The sequence below is a fragment of the Micromonospora sp. NPDC050686 genome (assembly GCF_040654475.1).
In the GTDB taxonomy this organism is placed as follows: domain Bacteria; phylum Actinomycetota; class Actinomycetes; order Mycobacteriales; family Micromonosporaceae; genus Micromonospora.
Window position 1 is genome coordinate 31,488 of record NZ_JBFAID010000015.1, and the last position, 23,592, is coordinate 55,079.

Annotated in this window: 22 protein-coding genes and 1 pseudogene; 18 read left to right on the top strand and 5 right to left on the bottom strand. The window is 70.2% G+C overall.

Annotation, left to right across the window (positions count from 1 at the left end; translation table 11 throughout):
* Positions 1-46: 46 nt before the first annotated feature.
* A complete protein-coding gene (locus tag AB0H57_RS13235; RefSeq protein WP_357505873.1) occupies positions 47-661 on the bottom strand; it encodes a TetR/AcrR family transcriptional regulator in 615 nt (204 codons plus the stop codon).
* 195 nt (positions 662-856) lie between these two features.
* Here AB0H57_RS13235 and AB0H57_RS13240 point away from each other — a divergent pair, with 195 nt between their 5' ends.
* The 11 genes from AB0H57_RS13240 to AB0H57_RS13290 all read left to right on the top strand — a co-directional run bounded on the left by AB0H57_RS13240 (position 857) and on the right by AB0H57_RS13290 (position 12,789).
* Entirely contained in the window at positions 857-2,467 is a 1,611-nt protein-coding gene (locus tag AB0H57_RS13240; protein WP_357505875.1) for an MFS transporter, read from the top strand.
* A 188-nt stretch (positions 2,468-2,655) separates the two neighbouring features.
* Positions 2,656-3,636, top strand: a complete 981-nt coding sequence (locus AB0H57_RS13245) for a hypothetical protein (RefSeq protein ID WP_357505878.1) — start codon at positions 2,656-2,658, stop codon at positions 3,634-3,636.
* Positions 3,637-3,686: 50 nt separating this feature from the next.
* Positions 3,687-4,637 (top strand): hypothetical protein, encoded by a 951-nt coding sequence (locus AB0H57_RS13250; RefSeq protein ID WP_357505880.1) that lies wholly within the window; start codon positions 3,687-3,689, stop codon positions 4,635-4,637.
* Between the two features lie 16 nt (positions 4,638-4,653).
* Positions 4,654-5,775: an FAD-dependent monooxygenase gene (locus AB0H57_RS13255; RefSeq protein ID WP_357505882.1), complete on the top strand. Its 1,122-nt coding sequence runs from the start codon at positions 4,654-4,656 to the stop codon at positions 5,773-5,775.
* Positions 5,776-5,779: 4 nt separating this feature from the next.
* Positions 5,780-6,706, top strand: coding sequence for an alpha/beta hydrolase (locus AB0H57_RS13260; RefSeq protein WP_357505884.1), 927 nt, complete (start codon positions 5,780-5,782; stop codon positions 6,704-6,706).
* Positions 6,703-7,641 (top strand): MBL fold metallo-hydrolase, encoded by a 939-nt coding sequence (locus tag AB0H57_RS13265; RefSeq protein ID WP_357505886.1) that lies wholly within the window; start codon positions 6,703-6,705, stop codon positions 7,639-7,641. The genes AB0H57_RS13260 and AB0H57_RS13265 overlap by 4 nt, the downstream gene beginning before the upstream one ends.
* Positions 7,642-7,659: 18 nt before the next feature.
* Entirely contained in the window at positions 7,660-9,390 is a 1,731-nt protein-coding gene (locus AB0H57_RS13270) for a CocE/NonD family hydrolase (RefSeq protein ID WP_357505888.1), read from the top strand.
* 6 nt (positions 9,391-9,396) lie between these two features.
* A complete protein-coding gene (locus AB0H57_RS13275) occupies positions 9,397-10,584 on the top strand; it encodes a thiolase family protein (RefSeq protein ID WP_357505890.1) in 1,188 nt (395 codons plus the stop codon).
* Entirely contained in the window at positions 10,581-11,276 is a 696-nt protein-coding gene (locus tag AB0H57_RS13280; protein WP_357505892.1) for a 3-oxoacid CoA-transferase subunit A, read from the top strand. Before AB0H57_RS13275 ends, AB0H57_RS13280 begins: the two co-directional genes overlap by 4 nt.
* Positions 11,276-11,914 (top strand): 3-oxoacid CoA-transferase subunit B, encoded by a 639-nt coding sequence (locus AB0H57_RS13285; RefSeq protein WP_357505894.1) that lies wholly within the window; start codon positions 11,276-11,278, stop codon positions 11,912-11,914. Before AB0H57_RS13280 ends, AB0H57_RS13285 begins: the two co-directional genes overlap by 1 nt.
* 293 nt (positions 11,915-12,207) lie before the next feature.
* Positions 12,208-12,789, top strand: a complete 582-nt coding sequence (locus tag AB0H57_RS13290; protein ID WP_357505895.1) for a type 1 glutamine amidotransferase domain-containing protein — start codon at positions 12,208-12,210, stop codon at positions 12,787-12,789.
* Between the two features lie 52 nt (positions 12,790-12,841).
* Here AB0H57_RS13290 and AB0H57_RS13295 read toward each other — a convergent pair whose 3' ends face one another.
* Entirely contained in the window at positions 12,842-14,824 is a 1,983-nt protein-coding gene (locus tag AB0H57_RS13295; protein WP_357505898.1) for a GTP-binding protein, read from the bottom strand.
* A gap of 390 nt (positions 14,825-15,214) precedes the next feature.
* Between AB0H57_RS13295 and AB0H57_RS13300 the strand changes: the two genes are divergently transcribed.
* Complete coding sequence (locus AB0H57_RS13300; RefSeq protein WP_357505900.1) at positions 15,215-16,414, top strand: cellulose-binding domain-containing protein; 1,200 nt, start codon at positions 15,215-15,217, stop codon at positions 16,412-16,414.
* 46 nt (positions 16,415-16,460) lie between these two features.
* Here AB0H57_RS13300 and AB0H57_RS13305 read toward each other — a convergent pair whose 3' ends face one another.
* Complete coding sequence (locus tag AB0H57_RS13305) at positions 16,461-17,000, bottom strand: DinB family protein (protein WP_357505901.1); 540 nt, start codon at positions 16,998-17,000, stop codon at positions 16,461-16,463.
* A 132-nt stretch (positions 17,001-17,132) separates the two neighbouring features.
* On the bottom strand, positions 17,133-17,903 hold the full coding sequence (locus AB0H57_RS13310) for a TetR/AcrR family transcriptional regulator (RefSeq protein WP_357505903.1): 771 nt from the start codon (positions 17,901-17,903) through the stop codon (positions 17,133-17,135).
* Between the two features lie 117 nt (positions 17,904-18,020).
* Between AB0H57_RS13310 and AB0H57_RS13315 the strand changes: the two genes are divergently transcribed.
* The 3 genes and pseudogenes from AB0H57_RS13315 to AB0H57_RS13325 all read left to right on the top strand — a co-directional run bounded on the left by AB0H57_RS13315 (position 18,021) and on the right by AB0H57_RS13325 (position 19,910).
* Positions 18,021-18,422 carry a VOC family protein gene (locus tag AB0H57_RS13315; RefSeq protein WP_357505905.1) on the top strand — a complete coding sequence of 134 codons (402 nt, stop codon included), beginning with the start codon at positions 18,021-18,023 and terminating at the stop codon, positions 18,420-18,422.
* A 1,023-nt stretch (positions 18,423-19,445) separates the two neighbouring features.
* Positions 19,446-19,544 (top strand): annotated as a pseudogene (locus AB0H57_RS13320) (hypothetical protein); the annotation flags it as partial.
* Between the two features lie 138 nt (positions 19,545-19,682).
* The gene (locus tag AB0H57_RS13325; RefSeq protein ID WP_357506028.1) at positions 19,683-19,910 is read left to right on the top strand and encodes a hypothetical protein; all 228 of its coding nucleotides are present in this window, start codon (positions 19,683-19,685) and stop codon (positions 19,908-19,910) included.
* A 182-nt stretch (positions 19,911-20,092) separates the two neighbouring features.
* On the opposite strand, the gene AB0H57_RS13330 is transcribed toward AB0H57_RS13325, so the two are convergent.
* On the bottom strand, positions 20,093-20,812 hold the full coding sequence (locus AB0H57_RS13330; protein ID WP_357505907.1) for an NAD(P)H-binding protein: 720 nt from the start codon (positions 20,810-20,812) through the stop codon (positions 20,093-20,095).
* A 60-nt stretch (positions 20,813-20,872) separates the two neighbouring features.
* Between AB0H57_RS13330 and AB0H57_RS13335 the strand changes: the two genes are divergently transcribed.
* From AB0H57_RS13335 to AB0H57_RS13345, 3 genes are all read left to right on the top strand, one after another.
* Positions 20,873-21,244, top strand: a complete 372-nt coding sequence (locus AB0H57_RS13335; protein ID WP_357505909.1) for a helix-turn-helix domain-containing protein — start codon at positions 20,873-20,875, stop codon at positions 21,242-21,244.
* A gap of 228 nt (positions 21,245-21,472) precedes the next feature.
* Positions 21,473-22,339 carry a trypsin-like serine protease gene (locus AB0H57_RS13340; protein ID WP_357505911.1) on the top strand — a complete coding sequence of 289 codons (867 nt, stop codon included), beginning with the start codon at positions 21,473-21,475 and terminating at the stop codon, positions 22,337-22,339.
* A gap of 759 nt (positions 22,340-23,098) precedes the next feature.
* Complete coding sequence (locus AB0H57_RS13345; RefSeq protein WP_357505913.1) at positions 23,099-23,404, top strand: MerR family transcriptional regulator; 306 nt, start codon at positions 23,099-23,101, stop codon at positions 23,402-23,404.
* Positions 23,405-23,592: the final 188 nt, after the last annotated feature.

The window sequence follows — 23,592 nt, forward strand, 5'->3', positions numbered from 1 at the left end:
CTCGCGAAGGCGTGGGTGAGGTCGCGGGGCCGGAGCGGCTTGGCGCTCAGTGGCGGCCGATCGAGCCGACCCAGCTCTCGGTGAGGACGTCCAGCATCTCGTCGTACCCGACACCCCAGGTCCCCGGTGTCCAGTGGCGCGCGACGTGATCGAGCTCGGTGATGGCGATGACGCCCCGAAAGTGGCGGGTGCCAGGTGGAAACCGGTCGGCACGATCGAGCCCGTCCTTGATGTCGCCGATGGCCTCGTTCAGCCATTCGTCGAGGAGCGCGCGGATCTCGGGGTCGCTCGCTGCGGCCTCGACGGCGGTCGTGGTGTAGGGGCGGATCGCATCCCACCGTTGCGAGGTCGCCGCGAGCCACCCGCGGATCCGCTCCCGTGAGCCGTCCTCGACCACGGCGACCAACTCACGCTCGGTCGACCCGTGCTCGGCGGAGGGGACCCGGCCGAGCAAGGCGTTCAGCCGCTCCGAGATGAGGGCCTTCATCAGATCGACCTTGGAGGGGAAGTACGCATAGAAGGTCACTCGCGTCGTTCCCGCCGCCGACGCGATGTCGTCGACCGTCGTCGTCGCATAGCCCTTGGACACGAACAGGTCCAGGCCGGCGTCGAGCAGGAGCTTTCGCGTCATCTCCCTCTGAGCCTCACGAAGCGTCGCCATGCTCGCCAGCATAGGCCACGGCGGCTGCGTTCCGTGCTTACCGACCGTCCTCGGTACGTATTGCTCAGACTCTTGACGGACTGTCAAGGTTCATGACACCTTGCACATCCAACACGTGAGCCCGCTCACTTCGGGTGGCCGCTCCCGTGCGGTCAGCACCGATCGCCCGGCTTATCGACAAGGAAGACATCCGCAATGACGCAGACCGCTGCGCGCAAGCAGGGCTACACCGCCACGGTGGTCGCCGGCTGCTTCGCCGTACTCCTCGCGCAGGTGGCGTACTCGCTGCCGGGCGCGCTCAATGGCACCTTCCAGCAGGAGTTCCAGACCACCGGCGCCGAACTGACCTGGGTCACGGCCGCCTTCGCCATTCCCATGGTCGTCTTCGAGCTGACCACCGGCGTGATCGGCGACCTGTTCGGCCGCAAGCGGCTGCTGCAGGTGGGTGCACTGCTGACCGTCGCGGGCTCGCTCGTCAGCTTCGTCGCCCAGACGGTCCAGATCCTGTGGGTCGGGCAGGTCGTCGCGGGGCTCGGAGCCGCGATCCTCTACCCGATCTCGCTCGCCATGCTGGCCGCGGTCAGCCCGTCGCCGGCGGCGCGTGCGAAGGCCATCGCCGTCTGGGCCGGCTTCCTCTCGATCGGTGCGGCGATCTCCCCGCTGATGGGTGGGTGGCTCGCCGCGGAGGGCAACTGGCGAACCTCGTACCTCGTGGTGGTCGTGGTGGCGGTCGTCTCGATCGTCATCACCCAGTTCGCTGCCGATTCCTCGTCGCCCGAGGGGCGCAAGCTGGACGTACCGGGCCAGGTCACGCTGGCCCTCGGTCTGATCGCCATCCTCTTCGCCGCCACCCAGGGCTCCGAAGCCGGCTTCGCCCGTCCGGAGATCATCGGCGCCTTCGTCGCGGGCCTCGTGCTCCTCGGCGCGTTCGTCGTCATCGAGCTGCGGACCGAGGTCCCGCTGCTGCACCTCACCATCTTCGCCAACCGTTCCTACGCGATCGTCGCGATCGCCACCGTGGTCGGCATGTTCGCGTTCCTCGCCACCTGCTTCTCGATGAGCATCTGGCTGGGCGCGATCCAGCACCAGAACGCGCTGAAGATCGGCGTGCTGTTCCTGTTCATCCAGGGGCCGGCCTTCGTGCTGGTGCCGGTCGTCTCCCATCTGATCCGGAACTTCTCGCCTCGCTGGGTGCTCACCGTCGGCTTCGCCCTCATCGCCCTCAGCGGCATCTGGTGCTCGACGTTCGACATCCACGACCTGAGCTGGACCCGGTTCATCGCTCCGATGCTGGTCCTCGGTGTCGGCTTCGCGCTCACCGTCGGCTCGATCACGGCCGTCGCGATCAACACCGTTCCGCTGCGGCTCGCCGGCATGGCCAGTGCCACCACCAACCTGCTGCGCGACTTCGGCTTCGCGCTCGGTCCGGTGCTCATCGCCGCGTTCGCGGTCAGCCGGGCGAACGGTGACCTGAGCGCTGGTGTCGGCGGGGCGATCGGCGAGTCTGGGCTCACGCCGCCGTACACCGACATCGCCGGGGCCATCGCGCACGGGGGTGGCGCCATGGCGATCAACTCGATGCCGGTCGTGCCCGGCGCCGGTCCGGACCTGCCGCCGGTGCCGATGCCGGAGAGTCTCCACGTGCTCGCGTTCGAGTCGCTCGGCAGCGCCTACAGCCTGGCGTTCCTGGTCGCCGGCCTCTGCGCCGCCGCTGCCGCGGCGCTGACGCTGTTCGGGCTCTTCGGCTCGAAGCGTGCCGACGTCGAGAAGCCCCTGATCGACGAGGAGCTCGTCCCCGCCGGGTGACCAGAGAGCCGCCGAACCGGATCGAGGTCCCTACGTCGCGGGGGTGGGGACCTCGACCTGGCTACATACAGGAAGCCCGCAAGGCTTACCCTATGTCCAGTCACTTGACGCGATGTAAGGTGACGTGACACCGTTCACCTCGGCGGCGTGACCGCAATCACTCAGCGAGACCAAGAGGAGTGCCAGTGATGGGCGCCAAGACTGCCGACAACATCGTCAACACCGTCCTTGGGCCCGTTCCCGCGCGGCAGCTGGGGGTCGTCGCGGTTCACGAGGCTCTGCTGTCGGTCGTTCCGGGAGCGGAATACGCGTTCGACGTCACCATCGACCGCGCCGAGATCTTCGAAGCCCTGGCCGGGAAGCTGAACGACTTCCGCCGGCACGGCGGCGGGACGATCGTCGACAGCACCGGCATGTTCCACGGACGCGATGTGCGGCTGTACGAGGCGCTCTCGCGCGCGACTGGCGTGCACATCGTCGCGTCGACCGGCCAGGGCCCCGAGGAGCTGCTCGGCGGCTACTTCCTGACGCCGCAGACCAACCCCCCGACACCATGGCCGGCCGAGAAGTTCGCCGACCTCTTCGCCAAGGAGGTCACCGAGGGCATGGTGGTGCCCCGGGTCGAGCGGCGGGCTGCCGCGGGCCTCGTGGCCACCGCCGCGACCCTCGCGGGCATGACCGCGACCGACGAGAGCCTGTTCCGGGGTGCGGCCCGCGCCGCCTCGACCACCGGTGTCCCGGTTTCCCTGCGTCACGGCAACGACGCCGTGCGCGACCTCGAGGTCGTGCTGGACGAGAAGCTGCCGGCCGACCGGGTCGTCGTCGGCGGGCTCGACCGCAAGGACGCCGTCGCCGCCGGCGCGCCGCTCGAGGTCGCGATCCGCGGCGCCCACGTCGGCCTCGACCATGTGGGCACCGAGGACGACGCCCACATCACCGACGCCGAGCGGGCCGCCCTGGTCGCCGAGCTGGTCGAGGCCGGCCACGGCAACCGGATCCTGCTGTCGACCAACGCGACCGGCGTCGCCAAGGGGCATCCGGCCAACGACCTGCCCTACAGCTACGTCCTGACCAGGTTCGTCCCCCTGCTCAAGGCGCAGGGTCTCAGCGACGAGAACCTCCAGCGGATCCTCGTCGACAACCCGCGCGACCTGCTGTCGGTGCGCTGAGCGCTCGACAAGCCCAAGACATCAAGTTTTCTCCCGCAAAGGTGAGTGTTGTGTCGAGAGTGAACACCGTCCTGGGGCCGATCCCGACCGAAGAACTGGGTCTCGTGGCCGTCCACGAGCACATCGGGTACGGCATGCCGGGATCTGAGCTGGACACCAAGTGGTGGAAGAGCCCCGAGCAGCGGTACGAGGAGACCGTCCCGAAGCTGCGCCAGTTCCACGAGTACGGCGGCGGTACGTTCGTCGACGCAACCGGTATCTGCAACGGCCGAGACGTCGACTACTACAAGTCGCTGTCCGCGAAGACCGGCGTGCACATCGTCGCCAGCACCGGCTTCGTCGGCGGCGACACCGCGCTGCCGTTCTTCGCTCGGGCGAGCGTGGAATACCTGGCCGAGCACTTCATCCACGAGATCACCGTCGGCATCGGCAACACCGGCAGCCGCGCCGGCATCATTAAGGTCGGCGTGAGCCGCGGTGGCCGCATGACCGACCTGGACAAGCGCATCTACCGCGCTGCCGCACGGGCCGCCCTGACCACCGGCGTGCCGATCCTGACCCACCTGGCGATCGACGCCGAGACCGCGATCGCCGTCTTCGAGGAGGAGGGGCTCCCGCTCGACCGCGTACTGTTCGGGCACGTCGACGACGGCGTCAACGCTGAGAAGACCCGCGACACCTGGATCGCGGAGCAGGGCGGCCGGGTCGGCTTCGACACCTTCGGCTACGAGACCGAGCTCCCGGACCCGCCGTTCTGGGCCCGCCCGCGCAAGGAACGGCTGGACCACTTCCTCCGCTTCATCCGCCAGCACCTGGACAAGGCGCTCGCTTCGGCCGACGCCAACTGCAGCCCGCTGGGCTGGCCGGGCGTGCAGGGCCACACGGTCAACTACATCTTCGAGGACCTCATCCCGGACCTGCGCGCCGCCGGTCTCGACGAGGCCACCATCAAGACCATCTTCGTCGACAACCCCGCCGACTTCCTGGCCATCCAGAACTGACAGGGACACGAGAACCATGCACACCTCAGACTTGAAGAACCTGAACGTCGCCATCGTCGGCGCGGGGTACGCCGGTGCGGCGGCAGCGAAGGCTCTCGCGCTTCTCGGTGCCGACGTCAACGTGTACGAGCAGGCGAACCAGATCCGGGAGGTCGGCGCCGGCATCGGGCTACGTCCATCCACCATGAATCGCTTCCGCCAGTGGGGGATCTTCGACGCGATCGCCAAGGTGAGCTCCCCGAGCGACTACTTCGAGATCCTCACCGCCACCGGTGACCCGATCATGAAGGAGGCGTGGCCGGAGATCGACACCTTCGGCGCAAAGACCCACCTGATCCACCGCGGGGACTTCATCGAAGCCCTGGTGGGGGTGCTTCCCCAGGGCATGGTGCACCTCGGTCACAAGTTGGAGACCATCGAGGGCCAGGGCGACCACTCGGTCCTCACCTTCGCCAACGGCACGACCGTCGAGGCCGATCTGGTCATCGGCGCGGACGGCATCAAGTCGATGGTGCGCCAGCAGCTCTTCAGCGACAAAGGCCCGGTGTTCTCCGGTGAGCATGCCTACCGCGCGGTGATCTCCGCCGACGACGCCCACGGGATGTGCGTCGACGACAACCTGCGGATGTACATCGGCCGGGGCACGAAGGTGTACTTCCTGCCGCTGCGCCACCGCAACCAGGTCTCGTTCGACATCACCGCCCTGTGCCCGGACAGCACCTGGGCACCTCAGGTCACCAGGGACGATCTCCTGGCGACGGTGGAGGGCTTCGACGAGCGGATCGTGAACATCACCCGCGACCTCGACATGGACGCCGTGAACGTCCGCGCGGTCTACGACATCGACCCGGTCGACACGTGGCACTCCGATTCCGTCGTCCTCATCGGCGACGCGGCCCACTCGATGCTGCACCACCAGGGCCAGGGCGCGAACTCGGCGATCCTGGACGCCGGCGCGCTCGCCGACGCCCTTGCCCAGGCCGACTCCGTCAAGGAAGCGCTGGCCCGGTACCAGGCGACCCGCAAGCCGGTGACCGACGAGTTGCAGCGCATCTCGCGCCAGGGGTGGAGCGAGGACGAGGTCAACGACGTCTTTCCCGGGCAGAAGCCCGCGTCCCAGCAGCCGCAGGCGGCCTGACGCCATGGCACTGCACCCCGAGATCGCTAAGGTCCTGGCCAGCCTGCCGGCCCCGCCCGAGGGTCCGCTCGACCCGGTCGCCATGCGCGCGGCCGAGGAGGCGCAGGTGCCGCCGGCCGAGCAGCGCCTGCCGCTGCACTCGGTCGAGGACACCATGGCGCGGACCCCGACGGGCGAGGTCCCGGTGCGGATCTACACGCCGGTCGACGCTGAGGCGTACGGCCTGCTGGTCTACTTCCACGGCGGCGCCTTCTTCCTCGGCAGCCTGGACACTCACGACCAGATCGCCCGGTCGCTGGCAGAGCAGACCGGGCTCAAGGTCGTCTCCGTCGGCTACCGCCGGGCGCCCGAGGCCGCCTTCCCGGCCGGCCTCCAGGACTGCTACGCGGTGGTGCGATGGGCCGCCGACAACGGCGAGCGCCTCGCCTGGGACGGCACCGCTCTCGCCATCGCCGGTGACAGCTCGGGCGGCACCTTCGTCGCGGCCGTCGCCGCGATGGCCCACGACGACGGATTCGATCGCATCACGCACCAGATCCTCTTCTACCCCTCGCTCGATCTCGACTTCGACGTCGACCGCTACGCCTCGCTGCGCGAGAACGCCGTCGGCTACGGCCTGGAGACGGCGGGGCTGAAACCGTTCAACGCCTTCTACCTCGGCAGCGGCGCCGACCCCGCCGATCCGCTGGTCTCGCCGATCAAGCGCGCCGACCTCACCGGGCTGCCGCCCGCGCTGATCGTGACCGCGGAGTACGACCCGCTGCGTGATGAGGGCGAACGCTACGGCCAGCGCCTCAAGCAGGCCGGAGTCGACGCCACGGTGAGCCGCTACCCGGGCGCCGGCCACGGATTCGTGCAGCACTTCTCCTGGATCCCCGAGTACCACCGGGTCTTCGCAGAGACGGCCGCATTTCTGCGGAGCGAGTCATGACGCGGGTGAACGTGCATCCCCTGGTCTCGCCGTGGGGCCGGTTCGGGCTGTACAGCTTTTTCATCGACGCCCCCGAGCCGGCCATCGTCGACACCGGGATCGCCTCCTCGCCCGCCGACGGCATGGTCCCCGCGCTCGAGGCCATCGGGCGCCGCATCGAGGACGTGCGCTGGATCCTGCTGACCCACGGTCACATCGACCACGTCGGCGGCGCCTACGCCCTGTGGGAACTCACCGGCCGGCGCGCGCAGGTGGTCATCCACGAGGCCGACGCCGCGATGCTGCGCTCGCGCCGGGCGCACGTGGACGAGTACCGCCACGGCCGGGGGCGGTACCTGCAGGACCCCGAGGGCGAGGCGAAGGTGACGGCCGCGGCCAATGCGGTCATCTCCGGCGAGATGGAGCCGACCATGCTGCTCAAGGGCGGCGAGACCCTCTCGCTCGGTGGCGGCGTCACCGTCTCCGTCCACTCGATCCCAGGCCACACGCCCGGATCGGTGGCCTATGTGATCGACGGCCAGCGCTCCGTGTTCGTCGGCGACGCCGTCCAGGTTCATGGCGCCGCCAGCGGCTTCCCCGGCTACGTCGATCCGGTCGCGTACCGCGCCAGCCTGCAATACCTGCGCGACGAGATCCGCCCGCAGCACCTGTACCTCGGCCACCCGTACCGCCGGGCCGACGGCACGCCGTACGGCGTCGAACTCGACGCCGACCAGGCTCGGGAGGCGCTCCAGGGGAGCCTGGACATCGAGGCCGGGGTCGGCGAAGCGGTCTGCCGCTGCCTTCAGGACGGGCTGCGGGAGACGGAGTCGCCGTACTCCCCGTTCGCCCCGGTCGCCGAGCGGCTCGGCTACACCGGCGACCCGGCGCTCGAGCCGTCGCCGTTCTTCACGTCGATGCACGGCTACCGCACGCACTTCCACCAGAACTCGTGACAGAGGAACTTCGCATTCATGGCTGACTTTCGGACGATCCAGGCGGGCGAGCAGACGATAGCCGTCCGCAAGGACCTGCAGGTGCCGATGCGCGACGGGGTCACCCTAGCCGTGGACGCCTACCACGGCACGGAGGACAAGCCGCGACCGGCCCTGATCGCGATGAGCGCCTACGGCAAGGAACTGCAGGCCCTCGCCCTCACCACGCCGCCGCAGCGTCGCCCCAGCCCGATGTGGGACGGCTGTATCGAGGCCGGTGACATCGCGCGCGTCGTCAAGGAGGACTACGTCCACGTCATCGGTGACATGCGCGGCACCGGTGACTCCGGCGGCGTGATGATCGGCAACTACAACTTCGGTGGTGTTTCCCAGGGCCAGGACCTGTACGACGTCATCGAGTGGGTCGCCGAGCAGCCGTGGTGCGACGGAAACGTCGGCATGGTCGGCATCTCCTACTTCGGGTCGATGCAGGTGCTCGCCGCGGCCGAGCGGCCGCCACACCTGAAGGCGATCTTCGTCAGCGGCGGCCATTTCGACTTCTACGAGACCACCTACCACGGCGGCATCATGTGGTTCATGCCGCGGGCCGCTCGCGAGGGACGCGGTGGCGACTCCGGCATCGCGCACACCAACGTCAAGTCCCGCATGCAGGAGGTCCACTCGCCGGAGGAGCTCAAGAAACTCGTCGACGAGCGGCTGGCGGACCCGGACGTGGCCGCGTGGCCGAACCTCGTGCACGTGCTGAAGTACCCGAAGAACCGCGAGTTCTGGTTCGACATCGTGATGAACAACCTCGATGGCGAGTGGTACGAGGAGCGCAACCCCATCACGCTGGCCGAGAACATCGACATCCCGGTCTATCTGCAGATCGACCAGGGACGCGGCTGGACCATGGACGGCCACGTCGAGCTGTTCAACGTGCTGAAGGGTCCCAAGAAGCTGGACATCGGCTCCTACCCGCCGATGCAGTCGCGCCCCTGGATCGAGGAACACGACAAGATGTTCCGCTGGTACGAGTACTGGCTCAAGGGTATCGACAACGGCATCATGGACGAGCCGGCCGTGACCGTCTTCGTCGAGGGCTCGCGCGAGGTGATCACCGCCGAGCAGTGGCCGCCGAAAAAGATCGAGTACAAGTCGCTGTACCTGCGCCCGCGCCACAAGCTCTCCTTTGAGCCCGAGCTGATGGGCGCGGAGCACGCCGCCCCGGACGGCTTCTACCAGGCACCGCTGACGGTGACCGACAAGGTGCAGACGCTCAGCTGGAGCACCGAGCCGTTCGAGGAGCCCACGGAGCTCATCGGCACCGGTGCGGCGCACCTGTTCGCCGAGATCGACCAGGACGACACGAACTTCATCCTGCGACTGTGGGACGTTGCCCCGAACGGAAGCCGCCAGCTGATCACCACCGGCTTCCTCAAGGCATCGCACCGCGAGTTGGACGACCGGACGACCGAGGGTAACCCGTACCACCCGCACACCCGCGCCGTGCCGGTGGAGCCCGGGAAGATCGAGGAGTACGTCCTGCGGCTCTACCCGTTCGCGGCGACGTTCAACCCCGGCCACCGTCTGGGGGTGGAGCTGTCCAACGACGAACCGCTGGCCGACGCGCACAACGCGCTGCTGCCGCCGGACGCATTCCACCTGCCGGTGGGTCGCCCCGTCACCCACAAGATCTATCGCGACGCCGCCCACCAGTCCCGGCTTGTGCTGCCGTTCACGGCGCACTCCGCGGTGGGGGAGAGGTAGTCGAGCATGGCATTCGTCTACGCAGCGACCCGCACTCCTTTCGGCCGGTTCAACGGAGCGTTGGCCGGCGTCCGTCCCGACGACCTCGCAGCGACCGCGATCACCGGCGTGCTCGCGAAGGCGCCGACGCTGGACCCGGCTCAGATCGGCGAGATCGTGTGGGGTTGCGCGAACCAGGCTGGCGAGGACAACCGCAACGTCGGCCGGATGGCCGCACTGCTCGCCGGAGTGCCGGTGTCGGTGCCCGCGACCACGGTCAACCGGCTGTGCGGCTCGTCGCTCGATGCGGCGATCATCGGGTCCCGCACGATCGACACCGGTGACGCCGATGTCGTGCTGGTCGGCGGCATGGAGTCGATGACCCGGGCGCCGTGGGTGCTGCCAAAGCCGGACCGAGCGTTTCCTGCCGGCAACACGACCGCCGTTTCGACGACGCTCGGCTGGCGCCTGGTCAACTCCCGGATGCCGGCGGAGTGGACGGTCTCATTGGGGGAGTGCAACGAGCAGCTGCAGCAGCGGTTCTCGATCTCCAGACCGCGGCAGGACGAGTTCGCTGCGCGGTCGCACCGGCTCGCGGCGGCGGCATGGGACGAGGGCTTCTACGACGACCTGGTGGTTCCGGTCGATGGCGTCGACCTGACCCGAGACGAAGGCATCCGCGCCGACTGCACGCCGGAGAAGCTCGCCGGCCTCAAGCCGAGCTTCCGGCCGGACGGCACGATCACCGCTGGCAATGCATCGCCGCTCAACGACGGGTCGGCGGCGCTGCTGCTCGGCTCGGAGGCCGCTGCCACGCGGATCGGGCTTGACCCGATCGCTCGGATCGTGGGTCGTGGCGCCTTCGCCTTGGAGCCGCAGGCCTTCGGGCTCGCTCCGGTCGAGGCTGCCAACCGAGCGCTGGAACGGGCCGGCATCGGCTGGGATCAGGTGAGTGCCGTCGAGCTCAACGAGGCCTTCGCCGTCCAGTCGCTCGCCTGCGTGGACGCCTGGAAGATCGACCCCGAGATCGTCAACGCCAAGGGTGGCGCGATCGCAATCGGCCATCCGCTCGGCGCCTCGGGCGCCCGCATCCTCGGCACCCTCGCCAACGTGCTGGTCGCGAAGCGCGAGCGGTACGGCGTCGCCGCGATCTGCATCGGGGTGGGCCAGGCACTCGCCGTGGTCCTCGAGAACGTCACGGGAGGAGCGGCGTGAGCAGAGCACAGATCTTCGCATCGCCGGACGAGGCGGTGAGCGTCGTCAAGGATGGCGACACCGTTCTGGTGGGTGGCTTCGGACTCGCCGGCATGCCATTCGACCTGATCGACGCCTTGATCCGGCACGGCGCACGCGACCTCACCATCGTGTCCAACAACGCCGGCAACGGCGACGTGGGCCTGGCCGCCCTGCTGAAGGCCGGCCAGGTGCGGAAGGTCCTGTGCTCCTTCCCCCGGCAGGTCGACTCCTACGTCTTCGACGACCTCTACCGCCGCGGCGAAATCGAGCTGGAGGTGGTCCCGCAGGGCAACCTCGCCGAGCGGATGCGGGCAGCCGGGGCGGGCATCGGCGCGTTCTACTGCCCGACGGGCGTCGGCACGCCGCTCGCCGAGGGCAAGGAGACCCGCACGATCGGCGGGCGTAACTACGTCCTCGAGTACCCGATCAAGGGGGACGTCGCCCTGATCTCCGCTCACATCGCCGACACGATGGGCAACCTCGTGTACCGCAAGACCGCCCGAAACTTCGGCCCGGTGATGGCCACGGCCGCCACGACAACCGTCGTCCAGGTCTCGTCGACCGTGGACGCGGGGCAGATCGACCCGGAAATCGTCGTCACCCCGAGCATCTACGTCGACCGGGTGGTCCAGGTCGAGCCGCGTCACTACACCGTGCAGGGAGCCCGCTGATGCCACTCAATCCCGACCAGCTCGCGGCCCGGGTTGCGCAGGACATCGCGCCGGGCAGTTTCGTCAACCTCGGCATCGGTCAGCCCACCAAGGTCGCCGACCACCTTTCGGCGGAGATCGGCGTCGTCCTCCACACCGAGAACGGCATGCTGGGCATGGGCCCCGCAGCTGTCGGCGACGAGGTCGACCCTGAACTCACCAACGCCGGCAAGGTGCCCGTCACCGAGCTGCCCGGAGCGGCGTATTTCCACCACGCGGACTCCTTCGCCATGATGCGTGGCGGCCACCTCGACGTGTGCGTCATGGGCGCCTTCCAGGCCTCGGCGAGCGGTGACCTCGCCAACTGGGACACCGGCGCACCCGGCTCGATCCCCGCCGTCGGCGGCGCGATGGATCTGGCGATCGGCGCCAAGCGGGTCTACGTGATGATGAAGCTCTTCGCGAAGGACGGCAGCCCGAAGCTCGTGCCCACCTGCACCTACCCCCTCACGGGCGTCGGCTGCGTCAGTCGGGTCTACACCGACCACGCCGTGTTCGAGATCATCCCCGATGGCGTCCGCGTGATCGAGTCGTTCGACATATCCGTCGAGGAGCTTCGGGCCCAGCTGGAAGTCCCGCTTCTGGTCGACGTCCACTGACCGTTCCCGTCCGTCGGTTGCGAGGGAGAGCAGCCGTAGCTCCCGCCGGTCGGGGCGGGGCCCTCGCCGGGGTCGTCCTGCACGTCCTCGCGGGGATGGTCGGCTACCTGGTGGCGCCGTTGATCGGCCTCGCCATCTTTCTGCTGCGCGCAGGCCCCCGCTGTGCGGCGGGTATGTGACGGCTTGTCCGCTTCCGAGCGGCGTTCGGTTTGCCGGTGCCCCGCACCGGGAAGGCGACCGCGAGCGAGCGACGCGTCGCCGACGGGGCGGCGCCGCGAAGGGAGGCCGCAGAAATGGCGCAGAGCCAGCAGCCACTGACCGGCAAGCGAGTTGCTTGCCTCGCCGCCGACGGGGTGGAGGACGTGGAGTACACCCAGTCCCGGGCCGCCGCGGAGCAGGCAGGAGCCGAGGTCCACCTGATCTCGTTGAAATCAGGCGAGATCCAGTCGATGAACCAGGACATCAATCCGGCCAACCGCTATCAGGTGGACCGGACGGTGAACGAGGTCGATGCGGCTGACTACGACGCCCTTTTGCTGCCCGGCGGGACGGTCAACCCCGACCGGCTCCGGATGAACCCGCAGGCGATGGACTTCGTCCGGGGGTTCTTCCAGCAACAGAAGCCGGTGGCGGCGATCTGCCACGGCCCCTGGTCGTTGGTCGAGACCGGCATGGTCAACGGCCGGACCGTCACCTCGTTCCCCAGCCTGCGCACCGACATCCGCAACGCCGGCGGGAACTGGGTGGATCAACAGGTGCAGGTCGACAACGGCCTGGTCACCAGCCGCAACCCCAGCGACCTGCCGGCCTTCTGCGCCAAGATGGTCGAGGAGTTCGCTGAGGGCAAACACGTCCGCCAGATGGCGACAGCCTGACCCGGCGGGGCTCAAGGCCGGGAGGAAGCCCGGCCTTGAGCTCCATAGGGCTTCAGGACCGGTTCCTTGGCTGGGCGAGGAAGCGCAGGTACTCGACCCGGTCGAACGGGTTGCCGTCGGTGCGGGGCCGGCGCGGCGGGTCACCGGACACCGGGCGGTCGCCGCCGGGCGCCGACGACCACAACCCTTCCCCGCCGGACAGGTCCGGCAGCCGTCGCTGCGCCTCCGGCTCGAGCCGCGCCGGCAGCACCCCGCCGATCCGCCAGCCGGCCGCGATCTCGTGGGTGCCGTCGATCCGGGCGCCGAGCCGGCTCAGGTACGACGTGACCGGACCGAGCCGGTCGGCCGGCACCTCCACCTCGAACCGGCGGCACGGCTCGAAGACCCGGGTGCCGGCCTCGGCGAGGGCCTGCATGAGGACGTACGGCGCCAGGTCCCGGAAGTGCCCGGCCGTGCTGATCGGCGACCAGTAGCCGCTGTGGGTGAGGGTGACCCGGATGTCGGTGACCGGCCAGCCGTGATGACCCTGGTCGAGGGCGGCCCGGGTGGCCTCCTCGATGGCCCTGTGGAACGACAGCGGCAGCGATCCGAGTTCGACCTCCCGCCGGTAGTCCACCCCGGAGCCGGGTTCGACCCGCAACCCGACCGTGCCGAAGAAGCCGTGCCCGATGATCTCCACCGCCGTGCCGGTGCCGGTGGGCCGCTCGACGTGCATGAGCCGGCCCGGCCCGAACTCCGCCTCGATCCCGTACGCCTCGGCCAGTATGGCGGCCAGCACCTCGCGCTGCACCTCGCCGTAGAGCAGCACGCTCGTGCCGCCGTCCGGGGCCACCCGGGTCCGGATGAACGGGTCGGCGTCCGCGAGGTCCAGCAGCGCGGCGTGCAGCGCCAGCGTGCGGGCCGGGTCGCGGGGGCGCACCACGGCTTCCAGGGTCGGCGCCGGAAAGTACGACCGCCCGTCGAGCCCGGCCGGGCTGCCGAGCTGGTCGCCGAGGCGTACCCCGGTCAGGCCGGCGACCCGGGCGATGTGCCCGGCGGTCAGCGCCGCCGGCTGATGGCCCCGCCCGGTCGGCTCGGCGTCGCCGGTGGCCGCGCCGATCACGTCGAGCCGGGTGATCTGGGCGCGGGTCGCGGTGATCCGGCCGTCCGGCTCCCGGCGGTACCCGGTGACCCGCTGCCGCGCGCGGAGCTGCCCGCCGTACGACCGCAGGTACGCCACCCGCTCGCCGGCGGGGTCGCGTTCGATGGCGAAGACCCGGGCCCGCGGCTCGGGCTCGGCCGGCGGCGACGGCGGGAGCAGGGCCGCGACGGCGTCCAGCAGCTCCGGTACGCCGGCCCCGGACAGCGCCGAGCCGAACAGCAGCGGGTGAACCTGCCCGGCCGCGGTCTGCACCCGAAGCGCCCTGTCGATCCGGTCCGGGTCGGGTGGCAGGTCGTCCACCAGGGCGGCCAGCAGCTCGTCGTCGTGCTCGGCGAGGGCCTCGGCGAGCCGGTGGGCGGCGCTGTCGTCGTACCGTGGGTCGTGGCGCCGGAAGGCGGCCTCGGGGGTGCCGGGCGCGCGGACCGTGCCCAGCGGGGCGACGGCTGGTGTGAGCAGCCGGCGCACGTCCGCGACCAGCTCGTCGGTACGGGCGCCCATCCGGTCGATCTTGTTGACGAAGATCAGCGTGGGTAGCCGGAGCGACCGGAGGATCCGCATGATCCGCCGGCTGTGCGGCTGTACTCCCTCGACGGCCGACAGCACCAGGATGGCCGCGTCGAGTACCCCGAGCGCGCGTTCGACCTCGGCCACGAAGTCGCTGTGCCCGGGGGTGTCGAGCAGGTTGACCTGGCGGTCGCGTACTCCGAACGCGGCGACGGCGCTGCGGATGGTGATGCCCCGGCGGCGCTCGATCTCGCCGGTGTCGGTCCGGGTGGTGCCCGCGTCGACGCTGCCGAGCCGGTCGATGACGCCGGTGGCGTACAGCAGGCGTTCGGTCAGGCTGGTCTTACCGGCGTCGACGTGGGCGACGATGCCAAGGTTGACGGTCTGCATGGGCTGACGGGTCCTCGAAAGCTCGCGTCCGGATGGGCGGGAAGGTTTCGGGTCCTCGCATCGCCGTGCTCCCGTCGGTCGGTTCGGTCCGTCTTCGGGTCACGCTGGCACGGCCGGGCCGGCCGGTCCACCGAAATAGCGTCCGGAGCGCTGACCCTTGATTAGATCGGCATCGGTAAATAGATTGAGGGTGGGCGCCGCCGGGGTCCGGGCGACCGGGCCGTCGGCGGCTGACAGGTCCACCCCGAGCCGGGCACGTCGGTCGTACGCGCCGACCAGTCGCTGTGGCGCACCGCCGCGCCGCACCCAGGGCGCGCCGCCGCGTCACGTCCGTCCAGGACGCGCGCCGCCGCGCCGCCTCCGCCCCGCTCGATGGCAGAAGGACCTTCCATGACGATTCTCCGCGCCCGCCCCACCCCGACCCTGGCGGTTGTCGCCGCGCTGGCCGTAGCCGTGGCCGCGACCGGAACGGCCCTGCTCAGCGGCCCGGCCGCGGCGGCCCAGGGCTGCCGGGTCGACTACACGCCCAACCAGTGGTCCGGCGGATTCACCGCCAACATCAAGGTTTCCCCCGGCGACACCGCCGTCTCCGGTTGGACCGTCACGTGGACGTACGCCGGGGACGAGCGCGTCACGAACGGCTGGAACGCCACGGTCAGCCAGTCCGGAAAGACGGTGACCGCCCGCAACGTGTCGTACAACGGCAGCATCCCGGCCGGCGGCTCCACCGAGTTCGGCGTGCAGGGCACGTTCGGCTCCAGCGGCGGCGCCCCGACCGGGTTCAGCCTGAACGGCGTACCGTGCAACGGCGCCGCGCCGACCCCGACCGGCGCGCCCACCACGATGAATCCGACCACCGCGCCGCCGACGTCGACCCCGCCGACCACCACGACCCCGCCCACCGGATGCGCCGGGGCGGTGCTCTGCGACGACTTCGAGAACCAGACCGGCTCCACGCCCTCGGGCGACTGGACCGTGGTGAGCCCGGACTGTTCCGGCGCCGGCACGGCCACCATCGACACGGCCACCACGCACAGCGGCAGCCGGGCGGTCCGCATCAACGGCGCCGCCGGATACTGCAACCACGTCTTCATCAGGTCCACGAAGAACCTCGGCAGCGTGGGCAGTGTCCGTTATGGCCGGATCTGGGTGCGGCACACCACCGCCCAGCCCACCGATCACACCACGATGATCGCGATGGCCGACCCCGCCGATGGCAAGAAGGACCTGCGGATGGGCGGCCAGAACGGCGCCCTGCAGTGGAACCGTGCCTCCGACGACGCGACCCTGCCCGAGCAGAGCCCAGCCGGGGTGGCGCAGAGCATGCCGCTACCCACCAACCGGTGGGCCTGCGTGGAGTTCATGGTGGACGGCTCGGCCGGTCAGCTCCGTACCTGGCTGGACGGCGTCGCCGTCACCGGGCTTACCGCGGACGGCGTACCGACGCACGACATCGACGGCCAGTGGTACAACCGCACCTGGCGGCCGCAGCTCACCGACCTGAAGCTGGGCTGGGAGAGCTACGGCGGCGGGGCCGACACCCTCTGGTACGACGACGTCGCGGTCGGGTCCAGCCGGATCGGCTGCTGACCCTGCCAGGATGCCTATGTCAGGACCGCGGATGGATCCGGCGCGGTCAGCTGGTCCTGGCATAGGTCCGCGCCGCGTGCAGTAGCCGGAGTTGGCCGATCTCCGCTGCGTTCTTCATCAACTCTGAGTTGACCCAACCGATCATGTGCGTGACCGTGTGGTCGGTCTCGTCCTGCCATGGGAACGGCGCGGTGCCGTCGAGATCGACGTCGCTGAGGCCGTCGAGGAGAGCCTGCCACTCGGTGCGCAGGTCCCGCAGCCAGGCGACAGTCGGCTCACCCGCGCCTGGCCATTCAACGTCCGTGCGCTGCCGTGGTGTCCGCTGCCGCAGATGATCCATCGTTACGGTCCACCACCAGCCGATGTGCCAGGTCAACCAGCTGATCGTCGGTACCGGAGCTGGGTCGGGTTCGGTATCGGCCCAGTCGGGGGTCCAGCTGCCGTCAGAGCCGGGCCGTACCGACCAACAGTGTGTGGTCGGCTGCCAGAGGAAGTCTGCGGTTTCGAGTCGCTCAAGATGGTATTCGAACAGCGACCACGTCAGGTCGAACTGCCAGCGCAGCAGGGTAAGAGAAGGTACGGACATCCGGGGATTGTGTCGTGAGGCGACACCCCGGTCGACAGGATAAGTAGCCACAGAACCAGTCGGCCGCGACCTGGCTCGCGGGGCGGATCAGCGGTGCTCCCGGTCAGCCGTCGAGGTGAGGATCGGGATGCCTCAGCTGCCGCCGTCGATGAGGGCGGCGAGGCCGTCGAGGGTGCGTGCGAGGCCGAAGGTCCAAGCGCGGTCGGCGTGCCACGCGGTGCCCTGCGCTTCGCCAGCGGCGGAGCCGATGCGGACGGCGCGGGGGTAGCGGTGGGGGTCAAGGGCGCGGGCGAGGACGGGTCGGTTGGCGGCCCACCAGTCGGCGTCGCTCATCGCGGTGTCGGTCGTGGCCCGGGCGGCGTCGTGGGCCGATCGGCAGTGGGACTGCACGAACCCGAGCAGGTAGGTCAGGGCGGCGTCGATGTCGACGTCGGAGAGGCCGGTGTCGTCGAATGCGGCCAGCTCGTGCTCGTACTTGGCCAGCACGCCTGGTCCGAGCGGGGGGCGGCTCAGGGCGGCGACCTCGGTGAGCCAGGGGTGGGCGGTGAGGAGGTCGCGGTTGGTCTCGGCCACCGCGGTGAGCCGCTCGCGCCACGGTTGCCTGGCCCATGGAGCACGGGTCATCCGTGCGTAACGGGCGTCCACCATCAGGTCGAGCAACTCGGGCTTGCCGGGCACGTAGGTGTAGACCGACATCGCGGAGACTCCGACCCGCTCGGCCACCGCGCGAACGGTGACGGCGGTCAGGCCCTGCTCGTCGGCGAGCGCGAGCGCGGCATCGACGACCTGCGTGATGGTCAGCGACCGGGCCGGCCCCTTGCGCCGCGCCGTCTCGGACGGCTCCCCCCACAGCAGGGCGAGCGTACGGCTGGGCTCGCCTGATCCGGTGCGGTTCTGGGTCATGAGGTGATCCTGTCACATCTTCCTTGTACGACGTACGGTATACGACGTACAATGTAACTCAATCGCGCCACCACCCCGGCGGCCGCCGGGTCCACCGAGTCGACAGGAGCCCACCGCATGCGCCTCACCGAGTCCGCCATCTCGCTCAACGTCCCCGACGTCGAGGCCTCCGCCTCCTGGGTTCAGCGGCATCTCGGGTTCACCGAGGTGATGGCTGCCGACGGATTCTGCTCCCTGGCCCACCCCGCGGCGGGGTTCAACCTCATCTACCTGCGCACCGGGCTGCCGACGTTCAAGCCGGCGTCGGCTGCCGGCCGCGCCGCCGGGCTGCTGGTCGTGTTCACCGTCGATGACATCGACGCCGACTACGCACGGCTGCGGCAGGACGGGGTCGAGATCGTCACCCCGATCGAGACCGAGCCGTGGGGGGAGCGCTACTTCCAGATGGCCGATCCCAACGGTGTGATCTACCAGCTCGTGCAGTGGGTCTCGCCGCCCGACGCGCAGCACGCCAGCTGATCCCTCGCGCGGTGGCGGTGTCGTCGTGCTGGCGGCACCGCCACCCCGGAGGCATTCGGCGGGGCTGCGGGGTGCCGGCGGCGTGATCCGCGCTGCGGGCCGCTTCGATCGTGCAGCCTACGGTACGGTGTACGCTAATGGTCGCGGCGGCGTCAGGCGGCTGTTTCCGCGGTCGACGAACGGGAGGTACGGGGTGCGATTCGGGCGGTTCGCGGTCGTCTTCGAGCCGGGCGACCCGCCCCGCACCGGCACGGTCAGCTTCTACGACCCGGCCGGCGGCGCGGTGCCCGACGAGTGCGACGAGCTGGGCGAGTGCCGTGAGCTAACGCTCGCCCTGCCCCTCGACGGCCCGGTGACGGCGTGGCGGGTGCCGGTCTGTGCCGTGCCGGTCGGCGACGCCGTCCGGCACCTCGTCGCGTTGCGCGACGAGGACGTCACGCCCGCCGCCGCGTTCTGGTCGGCCGTGGCGGTCACCGGCCTGCACCTGGTCGCCCGGGGTCGGCTGCTGCCCGGCGTCTCCCGGAACGGGTACGACAGCTGGCGGGTGGGCCCGTTCGACGTCTCCGACGTGGAGCGCATCCGCGCGCTCGCCGCGGCGATGCCCCCTGAGGCCCGTGCCGTGCCGGTCGATCCCTTCGCCGAGCAGCTCATGCTGCCAGCGGCGCAGGGGCTGGTGCGGGCGTTCCTGGACGCGGTGGCCGACACCCTGCCCCGGAGTCCGGCGGCTCCCTGGCTGACCGGTGACGCCCGGTTCGCTGGTCTGGACCCCGAGCCCGCGACGGACCTGCGCGACTGGGCGCAGGAGGTCTCCGCGGGGGTGGACACAGGTCTGCGGGTGGCACTGCGGCTGGAGGGACGGGGCAACTTCGAGACCACCGGCCTCACCGCCGTGGTCCGCCTGCGCAGCCTCGCCGACCCGACGCTGGTCAGCGACGCGGCGGCGCTGTGGGAAGGTGACGAGCACGGTCTCGGGGAGCGGGCCACCTTCGAGGCGATGCTCGCGGTGCGGCGGGCCGCCGCGACGTGGCAACCGTTGCGGCGGCTCCTCGACGAGGTCGCCCCGGTCGAGGTCTGGACGCCTCGGTCGCCGACATCGCCCGCCGGGCCGGTGTCGGCAAGGGCACGGTGTTCCGCCACTTCGCCACGAAGGACGACCTGCTCGCCGCGATCGTCCTCGACCGGATCGACGCGCTCAACACCGTGGGCGAGCGGTTGCTCGACGCGGCGGACCCGGGCGCCGCGCTGCTGGAGTTCCTCACCGTGGCCGCGGACCAGCGACAGCAACGCGACCTGTCGTTCCTGCAGGGCGCCGGCGAGCTGAGCGCGGACGTGGTGCGGGCCCGTGAGCAGATGTTCGGCACCGTGCACAGGCTCGTCGACCGGGCCCGTGAAGACGGTGCCCTGCGGGCCGACGTCACCGGCGCCGACGTCATCCTGCTGATGCGCGCCCAACTACGTCACCAGCTATCTGCCGGACGCCCCGCCTGACCTGTGGCGGCGATACCTTGCCATCATCTTCGACGGCCTACGCCCACAAGGCGCCCATCCGCTGCCCCACCCGCCGCCGGCGGCGCCGTGACCCGACACCGATGAATCGCGCCGGCGCGGGCTCGCTGCCGCCGCACATCGCCATCCCGTCCGCGACAGCACCGGCACACCGGCACTCGCCATCACCTGACGACATCTGTGCCGAGGCCCTGCGTGTCAGAGGGCCTCATCGCGAGGTCGCTCGGCGAGAAGACGGATACGCGAGTGCGATGGTGGCGCGGGGCCTCGATCTCGTCGACTGTCGCCACCGCCAGGTCGGCGTACGAGAGATGTGCGACCTCCTGGTCCGGGGGGTGCTCCCCGCCGATCTGGTAGCGGCCGGTGCGTGGGGCGTCCGGGCGCAGGGCGGCGGGCGGGGTGAGCATGAGCCAGTCGACCACGGTTTCTGCCGCCTGGAGCCGGTCCAGGCCGGCCGTGTGGGCCAGGGCGAAGGGTCGCAACTCGACGGGTAGGACGGCGGGATCGTCGAGCAGGAGCCGACCGTCCGGGTTCTTGAGGCTGGCGAACAGGCCGATGACGACCAGTCGTAGCACACCGGCCTGGGAGAGACCGTCGAGAAGCGCGTCAGCGGCCTTGACGAAGAAGTCTGGATCGAAGTCGAGGGTGGCAAGGGCTTCTGGTCCGGATGCGGGGCTGACCGCGTTGACCACGGCGTCGTGGCCGGGCACGATCGTGGCGACCGACCGCGGGTCGGTGACGTCACCGCGTACCGCGGAGGTGATGCCGGGGTGTTTACCGGGGTCGCGGACCACCGCGGTGACGCGATGGCCGCGGCGGTGTGCCTCGGCGGCTACGGCGCGGCCGGCCCGGCCGCCGGCTCCGAAGATCGCAATGCTGCTCATGGCGCGACGCTAGTCGGGTGTGGGCCGGTTACCGCAACGGTACTGGGGTACGTTCGAGCGGTGACGCTGCGGCTTGACGCGGACATGTTCGATCCGTCGTGTCCGTCGAGTGTGGTGCCGTTCCAGATCGGCGACAAATGGACCGGGATGGTGGTGCTGTGCCTGGAGCACGGGCCGCGCCGGTTCAGTGAACTCCGGGTGCCGCTGCGGACGGTCACGCCGAAGGTGCTGACCGAGACGCTGCGGGCCATGGAACGAGACGGTCTCATCGCCCGTACGGCTTATGACGAGAACCCGCCGCGCGTCGAATACGCGCTGACGGCGCTCGGTCGAAGCCTGCTGACTCTTGTCGAGGCCGCGCGATCCTGGACCAGAGAGAACATGTCCGAGCTGTTGGCCGCCCGCAGGTCGCATGACTCGCGCTTGTCGTGATGGGTCGCCGAGGTCGCCCCGACCGACCCGGAACTCGCCGCCCAGGTGGCCGGCCGCGCCGGTCATGCTGCGCACCCTACGCCGCCGAGTCGCCCGCCACGTCCCCGTCGTAGCGGGCCACGCGGAGCCGGTGGAACTCCGCGCGACCCGCCGCGAGCTGCGCTGATCCCAGATACCAGCAGCCGCACCCTTATCTCCCCTTTACCGGCTGCGGACCAGGATGTACGGATGCGCAGCACTCTTCTGCGGGTCGCCGCCCTCCTGGCTGTCGCCCTCGCGGTCCTGGTCGGCGCCCCCCAGCCTGCCCAGGCGATCGCCAATGGTGAAGACGTGGCGTCCGGCGAGTACGGCTTCTCGGTCCTGCTCACCATGACCGGCCTGCCGGTGGCCGACCACGGCAGCCGGGACAGTTCCTGCTCCGGAGCGCTCGTCGCACCCCGCTGGGTGATCACCGCCGGCCACTGTTTCCGCGACGAGTCGGGCCAGCGCGTCGACCGGACGGTCGCCCGGCGCACCACCGCCACGGTCGGCCGCACCGCCCTGGCCGACCGGACCGGGCACGAGGTCGCCGTCGTGGCGGTGCGGCAGTCGGAATCGGCCGACGTCGCCCTGGCCGAGCTGGGTGAACCGGTCACCGGCATCGCACCGCTGCGGGTCGGTTCCGCCCCCGCCCGGCCCGGCGAGGTGGTCCGGCTCACCGGCTGGGGTCTGACGAGTTACGACGTCGGCGACACCGTGGACCGCCTGCAGACGGGCGAGTTCGTCGTCACCGGCGTCGACGACGTGACGGTGACCGTGGCCGGGCGGGCACCGCAGGCCGACACCAGCGCGTGCCCGCACGACTCGGGCGGCCCCTACTTCCGTTCCGGCGACGGTGACGGACCCGAACTCGTGGCGGTGGTCAGCCGTGGCCCGGCCTGCCCGCACACCGGCGACGACGCGGCCGCCCGCACCGACAACCTCGCCGGCTGGGTCTCCGCCACGACCGCCGGCACGTCCGACCCGCAATCCAACTGGATGTGGGTCGGTCTCTCCGTCGCCGTCGCAGGGGCCGTGCCGGCCGCTGTGGCGGTCCGCTCACGGCGCCGTCGTTGACAGCCGGCCCGACCCTGCCGCCAGCCGTCTGATCCGCGTCACGGCACGGCCCACTCGTTCTCCGCTCGATCCCCACCCCACCGCACGGCGCCGGCCCGAGGTCGCGCGCCCACGGTGACCACGCCGGGCGGCGGGATCACCCAGCGGCGGGTGGCCGCCGGGTCGCCGCCGCCGGAAGCAGCCCGCAGAGTTCAAGAAAACCTGTGCTCGTTCTCCTAGATATTCTTGCGCGGCTCGGTTAAGCTAACTCTCGTTGACGGCAGAGGAACGTAAAGACGCAGACGGACTGACCGGCCGCGAGGTCGCGACGGGCAGGATCGGGAGCCGGTGCACGTCACCGCTCCCGCCGGCAGTGCATGTACGCAAGCCCCGAGCTGTACGGCGGGGCGCCGCAGGTGGGGCCGAGGCAGGTTCAGGGCTTCACCTGGCAGTTCGTTGCACACGTGTGGGGCCACGAAGTTGCGTGGGGCTCCGCATGCCGACGGACAGTTCGGACCGTGGAAGCAGAGGAAAGGGAGGGCCTTACACCGTTGGATCGCCCGCTACCGGTCATCATCTTTTCGGGCCGGGCGGACACCGCAGTTTCCATCGAACGAGAGGTGGTCTCCGGTCACGCTTACGCGATCCTCGCACCCGAAGCCTGCACAGACGGCTGGTGCGGACAGGACAAGCCGACGTTCCTGTCGGTAGATGGTGTTTCAGACCCGTAACCCCTGGGCCCCGGCGCTTCAGCGCCGGGGCCCTCGACGTGGAGGTGAGATGGGCCAAACCCCCGACGACATGTTCGGCGACGAGGACTTCCCCGCGTACACGATCGGTCGTGCCGCGGAGATTGTCGGCACCACGCAGGAGTTCCTGCGCAGGTTGGACGAGGCGAAGCTGATCGACCCGCAACGCTCGGCCGGCGGGCATCGCCGCTACTCCCGCTATCAGCTGCGGCTGGCCGCCAGGGCCCGGGAGATGGTCGACCAGGGCACGGCACTTGAGGCCGCCTGCCGGATCATCATCCTCGAGGACCAACTCGAGGATGCCCTGCGGCAGAACCAGAACCGCCAGCGCCACTGACCGCCGGCGCCACTGACCGCCCCGTGCCCGTGGCGCACGGTCTCGTGGCGCGGCAGGGCGCCGGCGCGCAGCCGACGGTGGGTAACCGCTTTCAGGCCGTAGGGAAGGCGGCGCGAGTGCGTCGGTAGCTGCGGCGCCACAGCTCGAAGTACTGGGACGGGGGGCGGTTCCAGGGTCCCACTGCACCG